Genomic DNA, 18,599 nt, shown 5'->3' with positions numbered 1-18,599 from the left:
ACCGTGAGTGAAGCGGAGGAACCCCTCTGTGCCCGACTCCCGTGTGCCGCGCCGGCGGCGCTTCCTGGTCTGCGAACCCAGACACTTCGCCGTGCAGTACGCGATCAACCCGTGGATGCGTCCCGACCGGCCGGTCGACGTCATCCGCGCCCTGGACCAGTGGCAGGCCCTGGTCGACGCCTATCGCGCCCACGGCCACACCGTCGAGAACGTCGGACCGGTCCCCGGCCTGCCCGACATGGTCTTCGCCGCCAACGCGGCGGTCGTCGTCGAGGGCCGTGTCCTCGGCTCCCTCTTCCACGCGCCCGAGCGCCGGCCCGAGTCCGTGCCCTACGAGGCGTGGTTCAAGGGTGAGGGCTTCGACGTCCACCGTCCCGAGTCCGTGTGCGAGGGCGAGGGCGACCTGGTCCCGGCCGGGCGGTGGATCCTGGCCGGCACGGGCTTCCGCACCACCCGTGAGGCACACCGCGAGGCGCAGGAGTTCTTCGGCGTGCCGGTGATATCCCTGACGCTGGTGGACCCGTACTTCTACCACCTGGACACGGCGCTCTTCGTGCTGGACGGGGAAGGCGAGGGGAATGTGGCGTACTACCCCGAGGCGTTCTCGCCGGGCAGCCGCGAGGTGCTGGCCCGGCTGTATCCGGACGCGGTCATCGCCACCCGGGAGGACGCGATGGCGTTTGGACTGAACTCCGTCTCCGACGGCCGCCATGTGTTCATCTCACCGGGGGCGACGGGCCTGGCGGCCCGGCTGGCCGACCGCGGCTACGTCCCCGTCCCCGTCGACCTGTCCGAGTTCCACAAGGCCGGCGGCGGCATCAAGTGCTGCACCCAGGAGATCCGGGAGACCCGCTCATGACCGCACCCGCCCGCACCCGCAGCTCGGCGGAGCTGATCCGTGCCGAGGAGCCCGTGCTCGCGCACAACTACCATCCGCTGCCCGTGGTCGTCGCCCGTGCGGAGGGCGCCTGGGTGGAGGACGTCGAGGGCCGCCGCTACCTCGACATGCTGGCCGGCTACTCGGCCCTCAACTTCGGCCACCGGCACCCGGCGCTGATCGAGGCCGCCCACCGCCAGCTGGACCGGCTGACGCTGACCTCCCGGGCCTTCCACAACGACCGCCTCGCCGGTTTCGCCGAGCGCCTGGCCGCGCTGACCGGCACGGACATGGTGCTGCCGATGAACACCGGCGCCGAGGCGGTGGAGAGCGGCATCAAGGTGGCCCGCAAGTGGGCGTACGACGTCAAGGGCGTGCCGGAGGACCGGGCGACGATCGTGGTCGCCGCGGACAACTTCCACGGCCGGACGACGACGATCGTCGGCTTCTCCACGGACGAGACGGCCCGGAAGGGCTTCGGCCCCTTCGCCCCCGGCTTCCGGATCGTGCCGTACAACGACCTGGCGGCGCTCGGCGAGGCGATCGACGAGACGACGGCGGCGGTGCTGATCGAGCCGATCCAGGGCGAGGCCGGGGTGCTCATCCCGGACGACGGCTATCTGGCGGGAGTGCGGGAGCTGACCCGGCGCGCGGGCTGCCTGTTCGTGGCGGACGAGATCCAGTCGGGCCTGGGCCGCACCGGGCGCACCCTGGCCGTCGAGCACGAGTCGGTGGTGCCGGACGTGGTGCTGCTCGGCAAGGCGCTGGGCGGCGGCATCGTGCCGGTGTCGGCGGTGGTCGGCCGGCGCGAGGTGCTCGGTGTGCTGCACCCGGGCGAGCACGGCTCGACGTTCGGCGGCAACCCCCTCGCCGCGGCGGTCGGCACCGCGGTGGTGGAGCTGCTGGAGACGGGCGGGTTCCAGCGCCGGGCTGCCGAGCTGGGCGCGGTGCTGCGCGAGGGGCTGACGGAGCTGACCGGCAAGGGTGTCGTCGGTTTCCGGGCGCGCGGGCTGTGGGCCGGCGTCGACGTCGACCCGGCGCTCGGCACCGGCCGTGAGGTCAGCGAGCGTCTGATGCGCGAGGGCATCCTGGTCAAGGACACCCACGGCTCGACGATCCGGATCGCACCGCCGCTGACGATCACCGAGGAGGAGCTGCGGGGGGCGCTCGGGACGCTGGAGAAGGTCCTGACGTCCTGATCGCGCTCGTTGTCCCGGCTTGCTACCGAACGGCTCGGCCTTCCCGGTCGAGCCGTTCGACGTGTGCCACGTTCTCCCGGTCCTCGGCGTCCGCGCCGGCCTCGCCGGCGAACCAGGCGTCGAGGATCTCCTTGAGCAGCGGCTCGGACGTCAGCCGCAGGCTGAGCGCGAGGACGTTGGCGTCGTTCCAGCGGCGGGCCCCGTCCGCCGTGTAGGCGTCCGCGCACAGGGCCGCGCGGACGCCCGGCACCTTGTTGGCGGCGATCGACGCGCCGGTGCCGGTCCAGCAGCACACCACCGCCTGGTCGGCCGTGCCCTCGGCGACGTCCCGGGCCGCCCGCTCGGAGCAGGCGGCCCACCGGGGGTCCGCCCCGGGCCGCAGCGCGCCGTGCGTGCGCACCTCGTGGCCGCGCCTGCGCAGCTCCTCGACGAGGAGACGGGCCACGGGTTCGTCCATGTCGGAGGAGACGGAGATCCGCATGTCCGGGAGCCTACACATCTGCCGATCAACTGCCGATGAACATGACTGAACTTGGTATTTTGTGGCAGGTTCTGTCGATATGCAGATGAACGCGCATAAGTTCCGTTTGGAGCGATATGCCCCCGGAAAGGAACGCAGCCACGTCCCCCAGCGACAACGGGCCCGTGCCCGATTCCCCAGCGATCAAGCGTCACCCCCTGCTCTTCCGCGCCGTCAAGCGCCGGCAGAACCCTCGCCTGCGCCGGTCGGACATCACGGTGACGGACGAGCGGGTCGTCAAACGCGCGGTGAAGGCGGCCTCCCTCGGCAATGCCATGGAGTGGTTCGACTTCGGCATCTACGCCTACCTGGCCGGAACCATCGGCCGGGTCTTCTTCCCGTCCGGGAGCGAAACGGCACAGCTGCTGTCGTCCTTCGCCACCTTCGCCGTCGCCTTCCTGGTCCGTCCGCTGGGCGGCATGGTCTTCGGACCGATGGGTGACAAGGTCGGACGCAAGAAGGTCCTCGCGCTGACGATGATCCTGATGGCGATCGGCACGGCCTCGATCGGGCTGATCCCGAGCTACGCCAGCATCGGCTTCTGGGCCCCGCTGCTGCTGATCGCGTTCCGGCTGCTCCAGGGCTTCTCCACCGGCGGCGAGTACGGCGGGGCCTCCACCTTCATCGCGGAGTACGCACCCGACAAGCGGCGCGGCTTCTTCGGCAGCTTCCTGGAGCTGGGAACGCTCGCCGGATACACCGGCGCGGCGGGGCTGGTGACCGCGCTGACCGCCTGGCTCGGCACCGACGCCATGGACGCCTGGGGCTGGCGGCTGCCGTTCCTGGTCGCCGGGCCGCTCGGCCTCGTCGGCCTCTACCTGCGGCTGAAGCTGGACGACACCCCCGCCTACCTGAAGCTGGAGGAGGGCAAGGTGCACGCCTCGGAGGCCGCGGACGCGGTGGAGACCACCGCCCGCGGCGATCTGCTCAAGATCTTCCGGGAGCAGTGGCGGACGCTGGTGCTGTGCATCGCGCTGGTCGGCGCCTACAACATCACCGACTACATGCTGCTGTCGTACATGCCCACGTACCTCTCGGACGAGCTGGACTACTCCGAGACCCACGGCCTGCTGATCCTGGTGGCCACCATGGTGGTGCTGATGCTGGTCGTCAACCAGGTGGGCCGACTGTCCGACCGGTTCGGCCGCAAGCCCTTGCTGATGACCGGCATGCTGGGCTTCTTTCTGCTGTCCGCCCCGGCGTTCCTGCTGGTGCAGCAGGGCAGCCTGCTCGCCGTGTCGACCGGCATGCTGATGCTCGGCCTCTCCCTGGTCTGCCTGCTCGGCACGATGTCGGCGGCGCTGCCGGCCATGTTCCCGACCTCGGTGCGCTACGGCTCCCTGTCGGTCGGCTACAACCTGTCGGCGTCCCTGTTCGGCGGCACCACACCGCTCGTGATCACGGCGCTGATCAGTGCGACCGGCTCGGACATGATGCCGGCGTACTACGCGATGGCCGCGGCGGTGGTCGGTGTCATCGCGGTGGCCTGCATGAAGGAGACCGCACAGCAGCCGCTCGCCGGCTCGCCGCCCTCGGTGCAGACCGAGGAGGAGGCGGCCGACCTCGTGGAGGCGCAGGCACCGACGCCGAGGTTCTGACCTCGCCGGTGCCCACGGAGTCCTCGCCCGGACCGTGCGCGGAACCTTGCCAGCCCGGTGGGCGCCGTCTTATTCTCCAGCCCAGAAAGCGCTTTCCGAGCCCGCGATGACGCGGCGCCGGTCCCCGCACGCACCAGGCGAGGGCACGGTGACGTCGCCATGCCGCACGGCTCGGAGATTCGGGCCGCCGCGGATCCGCAGAGCCGATCCGCGGTGGTGGCAGCACCCGCACCCGGGCCGACGCGACCTGCCGCACGACAGGTCGGAACATCCTCGGCGGCTCATTGGCATGCGCACGTCATTCATGGACCCTGCGCGACACGCACGGAGCACGCGCAGGACCAATTCCGAAGGCGAACGGGAAGACGAGAATGAGACGACCAGTCGTACGACGATTCCACGCGGCGCTGGCCGCCATGGCCACGGCGGCCGCCGCCGGTGTCGTTCTGTCGATGCCCGAGGCGTCGGCGGCGGCCGGTGGCGCCACCGGCTACGCGACCCAGAACGGCGGGACCACCGGCGGTGCCGGCGGGCAGACGGTGCGCGCCACCACGGGCACCGCGATCCACGCGGCCCTGTGCAACCGGGCCGACAGCGGCACGCCGATCACCATCGAGGTCGAGGGGACCATCAACCACGGCAACACCAAGAAGGTCTCGGGCGCCAGCTGCAACACGGCCGACGGGGTGATCGAGCTCAAGCAGATCAGCAACGTCACGATCGTCGGCGTCGGCGGCGGAGCCGTCTTCGACCAGGTGGGCATCCACATCCGCGAGGCCCGCAACATCATCATCCAGAACGTGACCGTCCGGAACGTCAAGAAGTCGGGCTCGCCCACGTCCAACGGCGGTGACGCCATCGGCATGGAGAGCGGCGTCCGCAACGTCTGGGTCGACCACACCACCCTGGAGGCGTCGGGCGGCGAGTCGGAGGGCTTCGACGGCCTCTTCGACATGAAGAACGACACCCAGTACGTGACGCTGTCCTACAGCATCCTGCGCAACTCCGGCCGCGGCGGCCTCGTCGGGTCCAGCGAGAGCGACCGCTCCAACGGCTTCATCACGTACCACCACAACCTGTACGAGAACATCGACTCCCGTACGCCCCTGCTGCGCGGCGGCATCGCCCACATCTACAACAACCACTACGTCAGCGTGAACGACTCCGGCATCAACTCCCGGGCCGGCGCCCGCGCCAAGGTGGACAACAACTACTTCGAGGACTCCAAGGACGTCCTGGGCACCTTCTACACGGACGAGGCCGGCTACTGGCAGGTCAGCGGCAACATCTTCGACAACGTCACCTGGTCCGAACCCGGTGCGGAGAACAACCCGGCCGGGCCCGACCCGCAGTCCAACACCACGGTGAGCATCCCGTACTCCCACCGCCTCGACGCGGCCGGCTGCGTGCCGGACGTGGTGCGGGCGACTGCGGGCGCCGGCAAGGGCCTGCGGGTCTCGGACGGCAGCTGCTCCCCGCAGACGCCGGCACCGACACCCACGCCGACCGACCCCACACCGGACCCGACCGACCCGACGCCGGACCCGACCGATCCCACGCCGGACCCGACCGGCCCGACCGGGACCAACCTCAGCATCGGGGCCGGCTCCGACGGCTCCAGCAAGGCCGCCGGGACCAGCTACGGCAACGTGCGAGACGGTGACATGCGCACCTACTGGTCGCCGACCGGCTCGACCGGTTCCGTCTCGATCAAGTGGGGTTCCGCCACCACCGTGTCCAAGATCAATATCCGGGAGACGGCGGACTCCGCGGGCACCGTCGGCTCCTGGCGGGTCCTCGACGCCGACGCCGGCAGGGTGCTGGCCTCCGGCAGCGGAGCGGGGGTCATCACCTTCCCCGAGACCACGCTGCGCAAGATCACCTTCGAGATCACCGGCTCGAGCGGCACACCGCGGATCGCGGAGTTCGAGACCTACGCCGGATAACGGCGGACTCCCGCCGTCCGTCCGGGTCCGGACGGACGGCGGCACGCCCCCCACGCGTCAGTGACTCGGCGAGAGGTCCGGCATTAGCCTGCCCCGAACGCGGATACGGATCCGCACGTGCACGTGGGTCACGGCGGAGTGAGGGGCGCGCGATGTTCTACTACCTGCTCAAGTACGTGCTGCTGGGTCCGCTGCTGCGACTGGTCTTCCGGCCGCGGATCGAGGGGCGGGAGAACGTACCCGCGGCGGGGCCGGCGATCGTCGCCGGCAACCACCTGTCGTTCTCGGACCACTTCCTCATGCCCGCGGTGCTCAGGCGCCGGATCACCTTTCTCGCCAAGGCCGAGTACTTCACCGGCCCCGGCCTCAAGGGGCGGCTGACCGCGTTCTTCTTCCGCAGCGCCGGGCAGATCCCGGTCGACCGCTCCGGCAAGGAGGCGGGCCGGGCCGCGATCCGCGAGGGGCTCGGCGTGCTGGGCAGGGGCGAGTTGCTCGGCATCTATCCCGAGGGCACCCGCTCCCACGACGGCCGGCTCTACAAGGGCAAGGTGGGGGTCGCCGTGATGGCGCTCAGGGCGGGCGTGCCGGTCGTCCCCTGCGCGATGATCGGCACCTTCGAGGCGCAGCCGCCGGGCAAGGTCGTGCCACGCCTCCATCCCGTGGTGATCCGTTTCGGTGAGCCGCTGGACTTCTCCCGCTACGCGGGCATGGAGGACGAGAAAGCGGTGCTGCGCGCCATCACCGACGAGATCATGTACGCCATCCTGGCGCTGTCCGGGCAGGAGTACGTCGACCGGTATGCGGCCGTCGTCAAGGCCGAGGAGGAACAGCGGGCGGCGCAGGGCCGCCGGTTCCCGCGCCTGCCGCGCCGCTGACCTCCGCGCCGGGCAGCGCGGCCGGCGGCACGGGCGGCGTGAGGGGCGGCGGGCCTGTCGGCTCCCGACACCGGTGAGGCCGGGGTGCCGCTCGCCGAGGGCGGCGCGGACAGCCGCGAGGCGGCGCAGGGGGGCGAAGTGGCGCGGAGGGGGGCGCGAAGTGGGCCGTTTCACCGGCGTCTCAGCGCGTCGCGTGCCCGTCGAGAGCGGCCAACCCCTCGTCCAGCACCCGGCGCAGCCGCAGCGCGTCCGGCGCCACGGCCGTCACCAGCGCCGCCGGCCCGGCCAGCGGCATCACGGCCGCGCCCGCCGGCAGCACACGGGCCGCCGCGGGCGCCGCACCGAACTCCGGCCGTACGACGACCAGCTGACCGACGGCGCGGTGGCCCGCGAGCCCGGCGGGGCCGTCCCACCCGCCCGGGGCGCCGGGCCCGCAGGCCAGCTCCTGGTCGAGCACGCACCGCCCGGCGATCCGCACGGCAAGACGGCCGGCGAGCCGCCCGGGTTCCTCACCGGCCCGGCCGAGCACCTGTTCCTCGCGCAGCACGAGCCGGGCGGTGGCTGCCAGATCGACGCGCGTGGTGACGTACAGCTCACTGTCGCCTGCGGAGATCAACTGCTCGGGCAGCCAGCACAGTTCGGCGCCGTCGGCGACGCCGATCCGGACGTCGTAGCGGGCCGGGCCCTTGTGCGCTCCCGGCAGCGCGATGGTGGCGGCGGCCGACCCGACCCGCAGCCGGGCGCCCGCGGTCACGTCCGCCTCGACGGCCAGGCGGTCACCGCCGAGCGGTCCGCTCATGGCGCCGACCAGCATGACCCGGGCCTCGGCCCCGCTCCCCCGGGTGCGCCGCAGGGCGAGCGGCCCCTCGCCCTCCAGCACGGGCAGTGACGTACCTCCCCGCCCGTCACCGCGCGCGACGATCCGCGCGGTCGCCCGCACCCCGCCCGGCACCCTCATGCCGACGTCCACACGGCAAGCCGGCCCAGCACCCAGTCGGCCACCTGCCGAACCCCCGCTTCCGCGCGCAGCGACTGGAGCACGACCGGCAGTTCACCGCGCTGCTCCTTGGCGTCGGCGGCCATCCGGGCGAGGTCGGAGCCGACGTACGGTGCGAGGTCGGTCTTGTTGACGACGAGGAGGTCGGCGGTGGTGACGCCGGGCCCGCCCTTGCGCGGGATGTCGTCGCCGCCGGCCACGTCGATGACGAAGATCTGCGCGTCCACGAGGCCCTTGGAGAAGGTGGCGGTGAGATTGTCCCCGCCGGACTCCACCAGGATCAGGTCCAGCGGCCCGGCCTCCTCCTCCAGGTCCTCGACGGCCTCCAGGTTGGCGGAGATGTCGTCACGGATGGCGGTGTGCGGGCAGGCGCCCGTCTCCACGGCGCTGATCCGCTCGGGCGGCAGCACGGCCTCGCGGAGCAGGAACTCGGCGTCCTCCCGGGTGTAGATGTCGTTGGTGACGACGGCGAGGGAAAGCTCGTCGCGCAGTGCCCGGCAGAGCGCGGCGACGGTCGCGGTCTTCCCGGACCCGACGGGCCCGCCGAGCCCGATGCGCAACGCCCGACGACTCCCGTCGGGCCGCCGGGCGTCGGCGCTCAGGGCGGGGGCGGAGTGCGAGTGGTCCAGATGCATGAGACGGCTCCTTATCGACTGGATCGACTGGATCGACTGGCCTGAATTGACTGACCTGACACGGCCCGCCCGGCATCCGCGGCCGGGACCGGCCGGGCTTCTCCCAGTCCGTCCGGCATCCGTGCCGGGACCGGACCGGCCTCTCGGCCCGTCCGGCGCTTGAGGACGAGGCCGTCCGGGCCGACCAGGGGGTCCGGGGGCGGAGCCCCCGGGGTCGGGACGGGAAGGGGCGGCGGGGGCGAGAATCTAGGACGCGAACAACCGCACACCCCACCCCGCATGCTGCTCCGCGGCGATCTCCAGCAACGGCGACGACGCCGCGGGCAGCGCGTCGACCCCGTCTTCGGCTGCTCCCCGTCCCGCCTCCACCGCCCGGTCGACGACCCGGTCCACCTCCCCCGCCAGCCGGGCCAGCACCCCCGTCGCCTCGAACGGATCCAGGCTCAGCAACCGCACCACCGCCGTCGCCGGCCCGCTCACACTCTCGTACGCCGCGCAGTACGCCGCGTCGGCGGCCCCCAGCCCCGCCGCGCGCGCCGTGACTCCGAGCACCACCGGCTGATGCGCTCCCTTGGGAAACTCCCGTGCCAGGGCGTCGAGTTCACCGGACGGCCAGGTCGCCCGCGCGGCCCGCAGCAGCTGCCGCCCGAGCCGCCGCGCGGCGCCCCGCAGCGCGGGCGACGGCGTCCGCGCGTCCGCCGCCGCGTCCAGCTCCACCGGATCCGCACCGACCGCGGCCGCCGCCGCGATCGCGGCCGACACCAGCCCCGTCGTGTGCAACCGTCCCCGGCAGAACTCCGCGAGGCTCGCCGCGTCGGTGACCCGGCCGGCCCGCACGGCCGCCTCGGCCCCGCCGGAGTGGGCGTGCCCGCCGGCGGGGAAGCGCCCGTCGGCCAGTACCAGCAGCGTCGCCCGGGACATCAGAAGAGGAAGTAGCGCTGGGCCATCGGCAGTTCCGCGGCGGGCTCCGCCTCCACCAGTTCGCCGTCGATGTGCACGGCGAAGCTGTCGGGGTCGATCCGCACGTCGGGCCGCGCGTCGTTCTCCCGCATGTCGGCCTTGGTGACGCCGCGCGTCGAGGCGATCGGCACGTACCGCTTGCCGAGCGCCAGCCGTTCCGGCAGCCCGTCCTCGAGCGCCGCGCCGGCGACGAAGTTGACGGAGTTCGCGGCCGGTGCCCGCCCGATCGCCCCGTACATCGGGCGCGGCAGGATCGGCTGCGGGGTCGGGATGGAGGCGTTGGCGTCGCCCATCTGCGCGTAGGCGATCTGCCCGCCCTTGAGCACGAGCAGCGGCTTGACGCCGAAGAACGCCGGTTCCCACAGCACCAGGTCGGCGAGCTTGCCCGTCTCGACGGAGCCGATCTCGTGGGCGAGGCCCTGCGCGAGTGCCGGGTTGATCGTGTACTTCGCGACATAGCGGCGGACGCGGTGGTTGTCCGCGCGGCCGTCGCCCGGCAGCGCGCCGCGCCGCCGCTTCATCACGTGGGCCGTCTGCCAGGTCCGCATGATCACCTCGCCGACCCGGCCCATCGCCTGGGAGTCGGAGGAGATGATGGAGATCGCGCCCAGGTCGTGCAGCACGTCCTCGGCGCCGATGGTGGAGGGCCGGATGCGGGACTCGGCGAAGGCCAGGTCCTCGGGCACCGCCGGGTTGAGGTGGTGGCACACCATCAGCATGTCGAGGTGTTCCTCGACGGTGTTGACGGTGAACGGGCGGGTCGGGTTGGTGGAGCTGGGCAGCACGTGCGGCTCGGAGACCACGGTCATGATGTCCGGTGCGTGGCCGCCGCCCGCACCCTCGGTGTGGTAGGCGTGGATGCCGCGACCGCCGATCGCGGCGAGCGTGTCGCCCACGAACCCGGCCTCGTTGAGGGTGTCGGTGTGGATGGCGACCTGGACACCGGTGCGGTCGGCGACGGTGAGGGCCGCGTCGATGGCGGCCGGGGTCGCGCCCCAGTCCTCGTGGATCTTCAGGCCGACCGCGCCGCCCCGGATCTGGGACAGCATCGCCTCGTGCGAGACGGTGTTGCCCTTGCCGAGCAGGCCGACGTTGACGGGGTGGGCCTCCATCGCCTCCAGCATCCGGGCCAGGTGCCAGGGGCCCGGGGTGACGGTGGTGGCCTTCGAGCCCTCGGCCGGTCCCGTACCGCCGCCGACCAGCGTGGTGATGCCGGAGACCAGGGCCTCCTCGGCGACCTGCGGGCAGATGAAGTGGACGTGCGCGTCGACGGCACCGGCGGTCAGGATCCGCCCGTTGCCCGCGATGACCTCGGTCTCGGGGCCGATGACCAGGTCCGGGTGGACGCCGTCCATGGTGTCGGGGTTGCCGGCCTTGCCGATGCCGGTGATCCGGCCGTCGCGGATGCCGACGTCGGCCTTGACGATCCCCCAGTGGTCGACGATGACCACGCCGGTGACGACGGTGTCCGGGGTGCCGTCCGCGCGGGTGGCCCGGGACTGGCCCATCGACTCGCGGATGACCTTGCCGCCGCCGAACACGGCCTCCTCGCCGGCGAGTCCGGGCCCGCCCGAGCGGTCCTCCTCGATCTCGATCAGCAGGTCGGTGTCGGCGAGCCGGACGCGGTCGCCGGTGGTGGGGCCGAACAGGTCGGCGTAGGCGGCGCGGGACAGCTCAGGCATCGAGGGCACCTCCGGTCTCGCCGCGCAGTCCGGGCACGACACGGGCCCCGGCCACGGGGACCAGCTCGACGTCGACGGGGATGCCGGGCTCGAACCGCACGGCCGTACCGGCGGCGATGTCGAGCCGCTTGCCGCGCGCCGCGGCGCGGTCGAACTCCAGGCCGGGGTTGGCCTCGGCGAAGTGGTAGTGGGAGCCGACCTGGACGGGCCGGTCGGCGGCGTTGAGGACGGTCAGCCGAGTGACCTCGCGGCCCTCGTTGCAGACGATCGGCCCGTCGGCGAAGAGGATCTCTCCGGGAATCACGGCACCGGCCCTTTCACACGATGGGGTCATGGACGGTGACGAGCTTGGTGCCGTCCGGGAAGGTCGCCTCGACCTGGACGTCGTGGATCATCTCCGGGACGCCGTCCATGACCTCGTCCCGGGTGAGCAGTTTGCGTCCGGAGGACATCAGCTCGGTGACCGTGCGGCCGTCCCGCGCGCCTTCGAGGATGTGCGAGGTGATGAGCGCGACCGCCTCGGGATGGTTCAGCCGCAGACCTCGGGCCCGGCGCTTCTCGGCGACGTCGGCCGCCACATGGATCAGCAGCCGTTCCTGTTCGTGCGGGGTCAGTTGCACGTGCCACCTCACAGATCTCGCTCCGGACCGTGCGGGGTCCGGTCGCCGCGGCCACGAACGGAAGCGCAGATGGCCGGGTCGGCAGGCTAGTTGTGCCGAGTTTCGGTCACGTTAACCCGACGAAGATCCGTTTCAGTTGCCCGGGGCGACTTCTTGGTCGGTTCTTTGCAGGCTCATGAGCGCCCGCAGACCGTCACGCAGCGTCTCCTCGGCCGGCTCGCCGAAGAGGACGGTCTGGACGGCGAAGCCCTGCACGACGGCGATCATCACCCGGGCCAGGGCGTCCGCGTCGGCTTCGGCGGACATCAGCCCGGCCTCCCGGTAGCTGTCGGCGACCTTGACCCAGGCCGCACGGACCGTGCCGAACCCCTCCTTGAGCAGGGCCGTCAGTTCGGGGTTGCGCACCGTCTCGACCCAGACCTGCATCATCAGGCGCGGGAACATCCACTCGCCGCCCTCCAGGACCGTCGGACGCGACTCCTTCATGTGGGCCAGCGTCCGGGCGATGAGGACGTCGGGCGTGGGCGGCGGGCTCTCCTCGGCGGCGCGCTCGTACATGTCCCGCACCACGCCGAGGACTTCGGTGACGATCGCCGCGATCAGCTCGTCCTTGCCCTTGAAGTACCGGTAGACGGCGCCCGCGGACAGTCCGGTCTCCTTCAGCACGTCCTGCATGGAGGTGGCGTGGAAGCCGTTGCGGGCGAAGCACAGGGCGGCGCCGTCGAGGATCTGCCGGCGGCGGGCGTCCAGGTGTTGCTGGGATACACGAGCCATGGCCCCCAAGCTAAAACGAACGTTCCTTCTTGACAAGGCGCACGGACCGCAGGACGGTGGAAGCACCCAAAACGAACGATCCTTCTTTTTAACGGAGGAGCTCATGCCCCCGTCACCGCCACCGTCACCGGCACCGCCGCGGCCGGCCGCCCCCGGCCGCCGCGCGATCGCCGTCGTCCTCCTGGTCCCCGCCCTGGTCGCGCTGGCCCTGTGGGCCTTCGCCTGGCCCGCCGCCCGGACCGCCCCCCGCGATCTGCCGCTCGGCGTGGCGGGACCGGCAAGCGCCGCCGCCCAGGCCGAACAGCAACTCGGGCGGCAGGGGGAGGCCTTCGAGATCCACCGCTACGCCGACGAGGCCGCCGCCCGAGCCGCCATCGAGGACCGGACGGTCTACGGCGCTGTCGTCGTCACCGGGCAGGGCCCGAAGCTGCTCACCGCGTCCGCGGCGAGCCCCGCCGTCGCCCAGTTGCTGCGGCAGGCCGTGGCGGAGCGGCCAGCCGGCACCGGCGCCGGGGTGGAGACGGTCGACGTGGTGCCCGCGCCCGCGTCGGACCCGCGGGGCGCCGCCCTGACGGCGAGCGTGCTGCCGCTCGCCCTGGCCGGGATCGCCACCGGCGCCGCGGTGTCCCTGCTGGGCCTGCGCGGGGTGCGCGCGGTGGGCTTCCTCGTCGGCGCCGCGACCCTGGTCGGCGTGGTCGCCGCAGGGATCGCGCACAGCTGGCTGGAGGCGGCCGCGGGGAGCTGGTGGGCCGTGGCCGGGGTGCTCGGGCTGTCGACGCTGGCGGTGGCCGGCGCGGTGGCCGGGCTCGGGGCGCTGCTGGGCCGGCCGGGCACCGCGCTCGGGGCGTTCCTGGTGATGCTGCTGGGCAATCCGTTCTCGGGCGCGGCGTCGGCGCCGGAGATGCTGCCCGAGCCGGTGGGGGCGATCGGCCAGTGGCTGCCGCCGGGTGCGGGCGTCTCGCTGCTGCGCTCGGTGTCCTTCTTCGGCGGCGCGGGGGCCACCGGACCGGCGCTCACCCTGGCCTGGTGGGCGGCGCTGGGTCTGGGCGCGGTACTGCTCGGCGGCGCACTGCGAAGCCGTGCGTCCGGCGCGGCCCCCGTGGCCGGGCGCGAGCCGGCGCCGATCGGCTGATTCCGGGAGGGCGCCCGTCCTGCCGGGCGCCCCGTCCGGCAGGACGGTGGGCACCCTGCGGCCGGGGTGCTGCGCGTGTGTCCCGCGTCAGGACGGGTTCGGCCCCCGGTGCTCCGCCGCGATGCCGAAGCGGTGCGACGGGCGCTCACCGGGCACGCCGGCGGCGGCGTCGCGGACGCGGGAGACCGAGGTGACGACCTGGTCCCCCGAGGGCTCCTGGGCCTCCTCCAGGCGCTCGAGGTCGGCGGCGGAGACGAGGGCGACGAGAGGCTTGCCGTGCCGCGTCACGACGACGCGCTCACCGCCGTACACCACGCGGTTGATCAGGTCGGCGAGCTCAGCCCTGGCTTGCGTCACCGGAATCTCGTAGGCCATGACCCCAGCTTACGGCGGCGGTCACGGCCACCCGGCTGCGCTGCGGCCACCCGCGCAGGACCATGGGACGGGGGGCACGGCAGCGCTCTGGGCAGCAGGAGGTCCCCATGGCCGGCGAACCGCCGTTCTTCGAACTCGGCGTGCGGGACCCCGAGCGGGGGCGCGCCTTCTACGGCGCCCTGTTCGGCTGAACCCTGGAACCGGGCCCGGCCGGCCGGGGTCTCTCGGCCGGCACCGACGGGGTGCCGGGCGGAATGCACGGCGGGGACCCGAGGGCGTCCCCGCATCTCTTCTTCCGGGTCGACGACCTGGACGCCGCCGTGGCCAAGGTGCGGGAGCTGGGCGGATCGGTGGAGGGCATCGGTGAGGAGGACGGTCAGGACGCCGGGGCGGTGACCCGGTCCGGCCGGTTCACGCTCTGCCGCGACGACCAGGGTTCCCGGTTCGGCCTGCACGAGCCGCCGGAGGGCACCTGAAGCTCCGGCCGTCCGTTGCGGGCGAACCGCGGATCGCCCCACGAGCGCAACGTACGTCCTGTACATTTTTGCAAGACCGTACGGAGCCGGCTCTGCCGCGAGGAGGGGTTCGCCATGACCCGACCGTCCGCCCGCCACGTCCTGCCCGAGTTCACCGAACGCACGAGCCTCGGGAACCGGACGCGGGACCCGTACTCGAAGCTCGTGGAGGAGCGGATCGTCCTTCTCGGCACGGAGATCGACGAGACGTCGGCGAACGACGTGATGGCCCAGTTCATGTACCTGGAGCACCAGGCCCCGGACCGCGACATCGCCCTGTACGTCAACTCCCCCGGCGGCTCCTTCAGCGCCATGACGGCCATCTACGACACGATGCGGTACGTCTCCTGCGACGTGGAGACGACCTGCCTGGGCCAGGCGGGCTCCTCTGCCGCCGTGCTGCTGGCCGCGGGCACGCCGGGCAAGCGCGCCGTGCTGCCGGGGGCCCGCGTCGTACTCGGTCAGCCCGCGCTGACCGAGCCGGTGCGGGGGCAGGCCGACGATCTGGCCATCCAGGCGGAAGAGTTGACCCGCGTCCGGGCCCGCCTGGAGGAGATGCTGGTACGCCACACCGGCCGGACCCCGGAGCAGGTGCGCGCGGACATCGAACGGGACCTGGTCCTGGACGCCCGGCAGGTCCTGGAGTACGGCCTGGTGGACCGTGTGGTGCCCGGCCGCAGGGACGCCCGGCCCGCACCCGGCGCGAGGTGAACCGCCGATGCTGCCGCCCGAGCTGCCACCGCTGCCCGCCCTGACGCGCGCCGAGGCCGAGTTGATCGACCGATACCTGGACGTGGTCGACCTGGTGGGCCGCATCAACCCCGCGCACCACGGAGACACCTACCGCGGCCTGCGCGCCGCACAGGCCCTGGTCGGCCGGGCGGCGGACCTGCGTGACGCACTGGCGCTGATGCACCACCGGGGGGAGACGGAACTGCACGCCGCCACCCTGGCCCGGGCGTTGCGCGTGCTGGACGGCGAACGGCGCACGGCCCGGGTCGCGCTGCCGCCGCCCCCCGCCGGTTGACGCGGGGCCCGACACGGGCCCCCGCCGGCCCCCCGCGTCGGGACCGGCGGTGAAACGGACCAAACGGCTTACCCCCTTTCGGCGTAGAAAGTCCTCGTTCTTCGGGCCCGTCGCGGTTGCGCGTCCCGTCCGGCCAAGAGGCGTGACCGACCCCTCCGTTGCTGGTCCGGCGCTCCTCGGCCCGCCCGGCACCACCTCGAACACCACGCCGTCCACCTGAACGGGCGAGCGGTGAGTAACAACACAAATCCCCGGTTCCGTTGGGATTTTCCGACTTCGGTGGAGCAAGATCCGGACTGACGACAAGACCCCGCCACAGCGGCGGGGCGATCCGGGCGGACGCCGAGTCCTGCCGCCGTCCGGATGACCGGTCGACAGGAGTGGATCGGCAGGAGTGGAGGACCCAAGCACGACGGGTCGCCGGGACGACGTCTCCGCGCAGGAGGCGCCGGGCCGAGCAGCCCTTGGGGTGAAGCCGCACTCGTGCGGCCGGGCAACTTCGCCAGCCCGAATCCGACAGGTCATCCTTCACAGGCGGCTGACGAAGGGTTGCGCATGACCGCGCTCAATCGTGTCCCGTCTCTCATGGCCCGGGCCGGTACGGCCTCCGCCCTCACGCTCGCCGCCGTCGGCGGCTCCATCGTGGTCCCCGGTGCCGCCTCCGAGGCCGCCGCCGCGAGTCACGCCACCAAGGCGCTGCAGGTGGCGGCCGCCAAGAAGGGCGCCCCGTACAAGTACGGCGCCACCGGGCCGCACCGGTTCGACTGCTCGGGGCTGACGCTGTACTCGTTCAAGAAGGCCGGCAAGAAGCTGCCGCGCACCGCCGCCCAGCAGTACAACAAGACCCGTCACATCTCGGCCAAGAACCGCAAGGCCGGAGACCTGGTGTTCTTCCACTCGGGCCGGAGCGTGTACCACGTCGGGATCTACGCCGGGAAGGGCAAGATCTGGCACGCTCCGAAGACCGGGGACGTGGTGCGGCTGCAGAAGATCTGGTCCAAGAGCGTCTGGTACGGGCGCGTGAACTGATCCGTCCGAGGGGGTGACGGCCGCTCGGAGCGGCCCTTCACCCCCTCGGACGCCGGCCCGCGGTGGGGACCGGCTCGGTGGCCGGGTTGGTCCACGGCAGTTCGATGGAGACGGTCTTGCCGCCCTCGCGCGTGGGCCTGACTCTCAGTCTGCCGCCGCACTCGGCGGTCAGCCAGCGAATGATCACCATGCCCCGTCCGTTGTCCTGCTGCACGGCCGCGGGCAGCCGCTTGGGGAAGCGGGGATGGCTGTCCGTGACGCCGATGCGCAGCCGTTCGTCCCGGTCCAGGGCGAGGTCCACCGTGAAGGTGGGCGACTGCCCGAGCGTGTGCTGGACGGCGTTGGTGGCCAGCTCGGAGACGATGAGCCGGATCGTGTCGGACACGTCCGTCTCCGCCGGCAGGCCCCACTCCGCCAGGGTTCCCACCACGTAGGTGCGGGCGGCGGAGACCGAGGCGGGATCGCTCGGCAGAGTGACGGATGCTTCCAGATGGTCTGCCATGGCGACGTCGTCCCTTCCCACGGGACCGCAGTCCGACATGGAGCGGATGGTTCGAGTACGGTCCCGGACTGGTGCTTCGCCCGCCAGACTGCCATCAGCACACCGGTGAAGGGTGGCGATCCGCCAAGATATGCATATATCTGTCGCTCGAAGCGGTGAACTCTGCGACGGCAGACCGTATTCGGGCGGCTCATAAGGAGTAGAGGAGTGGCCCATGCAGCACGGTCCCGTGGTGCGCCGCCGGAAACTGGGCGCCGAGCTGCGTGCGCTGCGCACCTCGTCGGGCATCACCAGCGGCGAGGCCGCCCGGCTGGTGGGCTGGCACCAGTCGAAGGTGAGCCGGATCGAGACCGGCACGAGCGGGGCCAAACCGGCCGATGTGCGGTTGCTCCTGGACGCGTACGGCGTGACCGACCCCCAGCTGCGGGAACTGCTGCTGACGCTGGCGGGCTCCGACGGCGACGGCGGCCGCCACCACTGGTGGCACGCCTATCGCGGGGTGCTGCCGCCCACCTACCGGGACTTCATCAGCCTGGAGTCCCAGGCCAGCGCGATGCGCACGCTGGAGACCACGGTCGTCCCCGGGCTGCTGCAGACGCCGGAGTACGCCCGGGCGGTCACCCGGGCCGCCGCGGACGGGCTGCCGGAAGAGCGGCTGGACACCCTGGTGGAGGTGCGGCTGGCCCGGCAGGACGTGCTGCGGGCGGACCCGCCGCTGCGGCTGAGCGCCGTCCTGGACGAGGCGGTGCTGCGCCGCGAGGTCGGCGGCCCCGGCGTGATGGCCCGTCAGCTACAGCGGCTGGTGACGGCGGCCCGGCTGCCCCACGTACGCCTCCAGGTACTGCCGTTCGCCGCCGGGGCGCACATCGGAGTCACCGGCCCTTTCGTAATCTTCTCCTTTTCGAGCACTTCTGATCTGGACGTGGTTGTTCTCGACCACTTGACGAGTAGCCTCCATCTCGAACGGAAAGAAGACCTAGAGGCCTACACCGAGGCCTTCAACGCCCTTCGGAAACACGCCCTTTCGCCCGACGACTCGTTGGATTTCATCGCCGCGACAGCGGCCGGCGCGTAAGGAGGCCACCATGCCCGCACTGCCTGGGCACGTCACATCCAGTACCCGACTGCACGGAGTGCGGTGGCTGCGCAGCAGCTACAGCACCGGAGCGAACAACTGCGTGGAGACCGCCCGGCCGGCGGCCGGGCCCTGGGCGGGGCTGCTCGCCGTGCGCGACTCCAAGAACCCGGCGGGTCCCGCGCTGCTCTTCTCCCCCGGGAGCTGGGCGGGGTTCACCGCGGGGCTGCGCAGCCGGGTCCGCTCGTAGATCCGCTCGCC

General features: G+C 72.3%; 23 protein-coding genes and 1 pseudogene. 13 read left to right on the top strand and 11 right to left on the bottom strand.

Going from position 1 to position 18,599, the window contains the following annotated elements; genetic code table 11:
* The first annotated feature begins 28 nt into the window (after positions 1-28).
* Together ddaH and rocD are read left to right on the top strand one after the other, a co-directional pair.
* Positions 29-859, top strand: coding sequence for a dimethylargininase (ddaH, locus tag ACLGIH_RS29860; protein ID WP_416528385.1), 831 nt, complete (start codon positions 29-31; stop codon positions 857-859).
* Positions 856-2,076: an ornithine--oxo-acid transaminase gene (gene rocD / locus ACLGIH_RS29855; protein WP_416528384.1), complete on the top strand. Its 1,221-nt coding sequence runs from the start codon at positions 856-858 to the stop codon at positions 2,074-2,076. The genes ddaH and rocD overlap by 4 nt, the downstream gene beginning before the upstream one ends.
* A 22-nt stretch (positions 2,077-2,098) precedes the next feature.
* On the opposite strand, the gene ACLGIH_RS29850 is transcribed toward rocD, so the two are convergent.
* Positions 2,099-2,557, bottom strand: a complete 459-nt coding sequence (locus ACLGIH_RS29850) for an RpiB/LacA/LacB family sugar-phosphate isomerase (RefSeq protein ID WP_416528383.1) — start codon at positions 2,555-2,557, stop codon at positions 2,099-2,101.
* A gap of 116 nt (positions 2,558-2,673) precedes the next feature.
* On the opposite strand from ACLGIH_RS29850, the gene proP reads away from it, so the two are divergent.
* The 3 genes from proP to ACLGIH_RS29835 all read left to right on the top strand — a co-directional run bounded on the left by proP (position 2,674) and on the right by ACLGIH_RS29835 (position 7,015).
* Positions 2,674-4,194, top strand: a complete 1,521-nt coding sequence (gene proP, locus ACLGIH_RS29845; protein ID WP_416528382.1) for a glycine betaine/L-proline transporter ProP — start codon at positions 2,674-2,676, stop codon at positions 4,192-4,194.
* Between the two features lie 371 nt (positions 4,195-4,565).
* Entirely contained in the window at positions 4,566-6,140 is a 1,575-nt protein-coding gene (locus tag ACLGIH_RS29840; RefSeq protein WP_416528381.1) for a pectate lyase family protein, read from the top strand.
* A 152-nt stretch (positions 6,141-6,292) separates the two neighbouring features.
* Entirely contained in the window at positions 6,293-7,015 is a 723-nt protein-coding gene (locus tag ACLGIH_RS29835) for a lysophospholipid acyltransferase family protein (RefSeq protein WP_416528380.1), read from the top strand.
* Between the two features lie 181 nt (positions 7,016-7,196).
* On the opposite strand, the gene ACLGIH_RS29830 is transcribed toward ACLGIH_RS29835, so the two are convergent.
* From ACLGIH_RS29830 to ACLGIH_RS29795, 8 genes and pseudogenes are all read right to left on the bottom strand, one after another.
* Complete coding sequence (locus ACLGIH_RS29830; protein ID WP_416528379.1) at positions 7,197-7,973, bottom strand: urease accessory protein UreD; 777 nt, start codon at positions 7,971-7,973, stop codon at positions 7,197-7,199.
* Positions 7,970-8,647 carry an urease accessory protein UreG gene (ureG, locus tag ACLGIH_RS29825; RefSeq protein ID WP_416529513.1) on the bottom strand — a complete coding sequence of 226 codons (678 nt, stop codon included), beginning with the start codon at positions 8,645-8,647 and terminating at the stop codon, positions 7,970-7,972. The genes ACLGIH_RS29830 and ureG overlap by 4 nt, the downstream gene beginning before the upstream one ends.
* A gap of 105 nt (positions 8,648-8,752) precedes the next feature.
* Positions 8,753-8,889, bottom strand: a pseudogene (locus ACLGIH_RS29820) (FHA domain-containing protein); the annotation flags it as partial.
* A gap of 4 nt (positions 8,890-8,893) precedes the next feature.
* Positions 8,894-9,568: an urease accessory protein UreF gene (locus ACLGIH_RS29815; protein ID WP_416528378.1), complete on the bottom strand. Its 675-nt coding sequence runs from the start codon at positions 9,566-9,568 to the stop codon at positions 8,894-8,896.
* Complete coding sequence (locus ACLGIH_RS29810) at positions 9,568-11,289, bottom strand: urease subunit alpha (protein WP_416528377.1); 1,722 nt, start codon at positions 11,287-11,289, stop codon at positions 9,568-9,570. Before ACLGIH_RS29810 ends, ACLGIH_RS29815 begins: the two co-directional genes overlap by 1 nt.
* Positions 11,282-11,593 carry an urease subunit beta gene (locus tag ACLGIH_RS29805; protein WP_416528376.1) on the bottom strand — a complete coding sequence of 104 codons (312 nt, stop codon included), beginning with the start codon at positions 11,591-11,593 and terminating at the stop codon, positions 11,282-11,284. Before ACLGIH_RS29805 ends, ACLGIH_RS29810 begins: the two co-directional genes overlap by 8 nt.
* Before the next feature lie 13 nt (positions 11,594-11,606).
* Entirely contained in the window at positions 11,607-11,909 is a 303-nt protein-coding gene (locus ACLGIH_RS29800) for an urease subunit gamma (protein WP_416528375.1), read from the bottom strand.
* Between the two features lie 132 nt (positions 11,910-12,041).
* A complete protein-coding gene (locus ACLGIH_RS29795) occupies positions 12,042-12,683 on the bottom strand; it encodes a TetR/AcrR family transcriptional regulator (protein ID WP_416528374.1) in 642 nt (213 codons plus the stop codon).
* A 103-nt stretch (positions 12,684-12,786) separates the two neighbouring features.
* On the opposite strand from ACLGIH_RS29795, the gene ACLGIH_RS29790 reads away from it, so the two are divergent.
* A complete protein-coding gene (locus tag ACLGIH_RS29790) occupies positions 12,787-13,815 on the top strand; it encodes an ABC transporter permease (protein WP_416528373.1) in 1,029 nt (342 codons plus the stop codon).
* Positions 13,816-13,902: 87 nt separating this feature from the next.
* Here the strand turns inward: ACLGIH_RS29790 and ACLGIH_RS29785 are convergent, their stop codons facing one another.
* Positions 13,903-14,190 (bottom strand): type II toxin-antitoxin system Phd/YefM family antitoxin, encoded by a 288-nt coding sequence (locus ACLGIH_RS29785; protein WP_416528372.1) that lies wholly within the window; start codon positions 14,188-14,190, stop codon positions 13,903-13,905.
* Positions 14,191-14,252: 62 nt separating this feature from the next.
* Here ACLGIH_RS29785 and ACLGIH_RS29780 point away from each other — a divergent pair, with 62 nt between their 5' ends.
* The 5 genes from ACLGIH_RS29780 (at position 14,253) to ACLGIH_RS29760 (ending at position 16,761) form a co-directional block, all read left to right on the top strand.
* The gene (locus tag ACLGIH_RS29780; protein WP_416528371.1) at positions 14,253-14,381 is read left to right on the top strand and encodes a hypothetical protein; all 129 of its coding nucleotides are present in this window, start codon (positions 14,253-14,255) and stop codon (positions 14,379-14,381) included.
* Between the two features lie 63 nt (positions 14,382-14,444).
* Positions 14,445-14,666 carry a VOC family protein gene (locus ACLGIH_RS29775; RefSeq protein ID WP_416528370.1) on the top strand — a complete coding sequence of 74 codons (222 nt, stop codon included), beginning with the start codon at positions 14,445-14,447 and terminating at the stop codon, positions 14,664-14,666.
* Positions 14,667-14,780: 114 nt separating this feature from the next.
* Positions 14,781-15,416 carry an ATP-dependent Clp protease proteolytic subunit gene (locus ACLGIH_RS29770; RefSeq protein WP_416528369.1) on the top strand — a complete coding sequence of 212 codons (636 nt, stop codon included), beginning with the start codon at positions 14,781-14,783 and terminating at the stop codon, positions 15,414-15,416.
* A 7-nt stretch (positions 15,417-15,423) separates the two neighbouring features.
* A complete protein-coding gene (locus ACLGIH_RS29765) occupies positions 15,424-15,732 on the top strand; it encodes a hypothetical protein (protein WP_416528368.1) in 309 nt (102 codons plus the stop codon).
* 555 nt (positions 15,733-16,287) lie between these two features.
* Positions 16,288-16,761: a C40 family peptidase gene (locus ACLGIH_RS29760; protein ID WP_416528367.1), complete on the top strand. Its 474-nt coding sequence runs from the start codon at positions 16,288-16,290 to the stop codon at positions 16,759-16,761.
* A gap of 37 nt (positions 16,762-16,798) precedes the next feature.
* Here the strand turns inward: ACLGIH_RS29760 and ACLGIH_RS29755 are convergent, their stop codons facing one another.
* On the bottom strand, positions 16,799-17,263 hold the full coding sequence (locus ACLGIH_RS29755; RefSeq protein WP_416528366.1) for an ATP-binding protein: 465 nt from the start codon (positions 17,261-17,263) through the stop codon (positions 16,799-16,801).
* 214 nt (positions 17,264-17,477) lie between these two features.
* On the opposite strand from ACLGIH_RS29755, the gene ACLGIH_RS29750 reads away from it, so the two are divergent.
* Positions 17,478-18,338, top strand: coding sequence for a helix-turn-helix domain-containing protein (locus ACLGIH_RS29750; protein WP_416528365.1), 861 nt, complete (start codon positions 17,478-17,480; stop codon positions 18,336-18,338).
* A gap of 10 nt (positions 18,339-18,348) precedes the next feature.
* Entirely contained in the window at positions 18,349-18,588 is a 240-nt protein-coding gene (locus tag ACLGIH_RS29745) for a DUF397 domain-containing protein (protein ID WP_416528364.1), read from the top strand.
* Positions 18,589-18,599 lie beyond the last annotated feature (11 nt).

It is taken from the genome of Streptomyces hamibioticus (genome assembly GCF_047946815.1).
Classification (GTDB): domain Bacteria; phylum Actinomycetota; class Actinomycetes; order Streptomycetales; family Streptomycetaceae; genus Streptomyces.
The sequence above is the reverse complement of the archived record's forward strand: the minus strand, read 5'-3'. Positions and strand labels throughout refer to the sequence as shown.

Excerpts from the sequence above, each read along its gene's own strand:
- ACLGIH_RS29780 (WP_416528371.1), top strand. The coding sequence starts at position 14,253 with ATGGGACGGGGGGCACGGCAGCGCTCTGGGCAGCAGGAGGTCCCCATG.
- ACLGIH_RS29750 (WP_416528365.1), top strand. The coding sequence starts at position 17,478 with ATGCAGCACGGTCCCGTGGTGCGCCGCCGGAAACTGGGCGCCGAGCTG.
- ACLGIH_RS29815 (WP_416528378.1), bottom strand. The coding sequence starts at position 9,568 with ATGTCCCGGGCGACGCTGCTGGTACTGGCCGACGGGCGCTTCCCCGCC.
- ACLGIH_RS29770 (WP_416528369.1), top strand. The coding sequence starts at position 14,781 with ATGACCCGACCGTCCGCCCGCCACGTCCTGCCCGAGTTCACCGAACGC.
- ACLGIH_RS29765 (WP_416528368.1), top strand. The coding sequence starts at position 15,424 with ATGCTGCCGCCCGAGCTGCCACCGCTGCCCGCCCTGACGCGCGCCGAG.
- ureG (WP_416529513.1), bottom strand. The coding sequence starts at position 8,647 with ATGCATCTGGACCACTCGCACTCCGCCCCCGCCCTGAGCGCCGACGCC.
- ACLGIH_RS29795 (WP_416528374.1), bottom strand. The coding sequence starts at position 12,683 with ATGGCTCGTGTATCCCAGCAACACCTGGACGCCCGCCGCCGGCAGATC.
- ACLGIH_RS29745 (WP_416528364.1), top strand. The coding sequence starts at position 18,349 with ATGCCCGCACTGCCTGGGCACGTCACATCCAGTACCCGACTGCACGGA.
- ACLGIH_RS29810 (WP_416528377.1), bottom strand. The coding sequence starts at position 11,289 with ATGCCTGAGCTGTCCCGCGCCGCCTACGCCGACCTGTTCGGCCCCACC.
- ACLGIH_RS29850 (WP_416528383.1), bottom strand. The coding sequence starts at position 2,557 with ATGCGGATCTCCGTCTCCTCCGACATGGACGAACCCGTGGCCCGTCTC.
- ACLGIH_RS29790 (WP_416528373.1), top strand. The coding sequence starts at position 12,787 with ATGCCCCCGTCACCGCCACCGTCACCGGCACCGCCGCGGCCGGCCGCC.
- ACLGIH_RS29755 (WP_416528366.1), bottom strand. The coding sequence starts at position 17,263 with ATGGCAGACCATCTGGAAGCATCCGTCACTCTGCCGAGCGATCCCGCC.
- ACLGIH_RS29830 (WP_416528379.1), bottom strand. The coding sequence starts at position 7,973 with ATGAGGGTGCCGGGCGGGGTGCGGGCGACCGCGCGGATCGTCGCGCGC.
- rocD (WP_416528384.1), top strand. The coding sequence starts at position 856 with ATGACCGCACCCGCCCGCACCCGCAGCTCGGCGGAGCTGATCCGTGCC.
- ACLGIH_RS29840 (WP_416528381.1), top strand. The coding sequence starts at position 4,566 with ATGAGACGACCAGTCGTACGACGATTCCACGCGGCGCTGGCCGCCATG.
- ACLGIH_RS29785 (WP_416528372.1), bottom strand. The coding sequence starts at position 14,190 with ATGGCCTACGAGATTCCGGTGACGCAAGCCAGGGCTGAGCTCGCCGAC.
- ACLGIH_RS29760 (WP_416528367.1), top strand. The coding sequence starts at position 16,288 with ATGACCGCGCTCAATCGTGTCCCGTCTCTCATGGCCCGGGCCGGTACG.
- proP (WP_416528382.1), top strand. The coding sequence starts at position 2,674 with ATGCCCCCGGAAAGGAACGCAGCCACGTCCCCCAGCGACAACGGGCCC.
- ACLGIH_RS29775 (WP_416528370.1), top strand. The coding sequence starts at position 14,445 with ATGCACGGCGGGGACCCGAGGGCGTCCCCGCATCTCTTCTTCCGGGTC.
- ACLGIH_RS29835 (WP_416528380.1), top strand. The coding sequence starts at position 6,293 with ATGTTCTACTACCTGCTCAAGTACGTGCTGCTGGGTCCGCTGCTGCGA.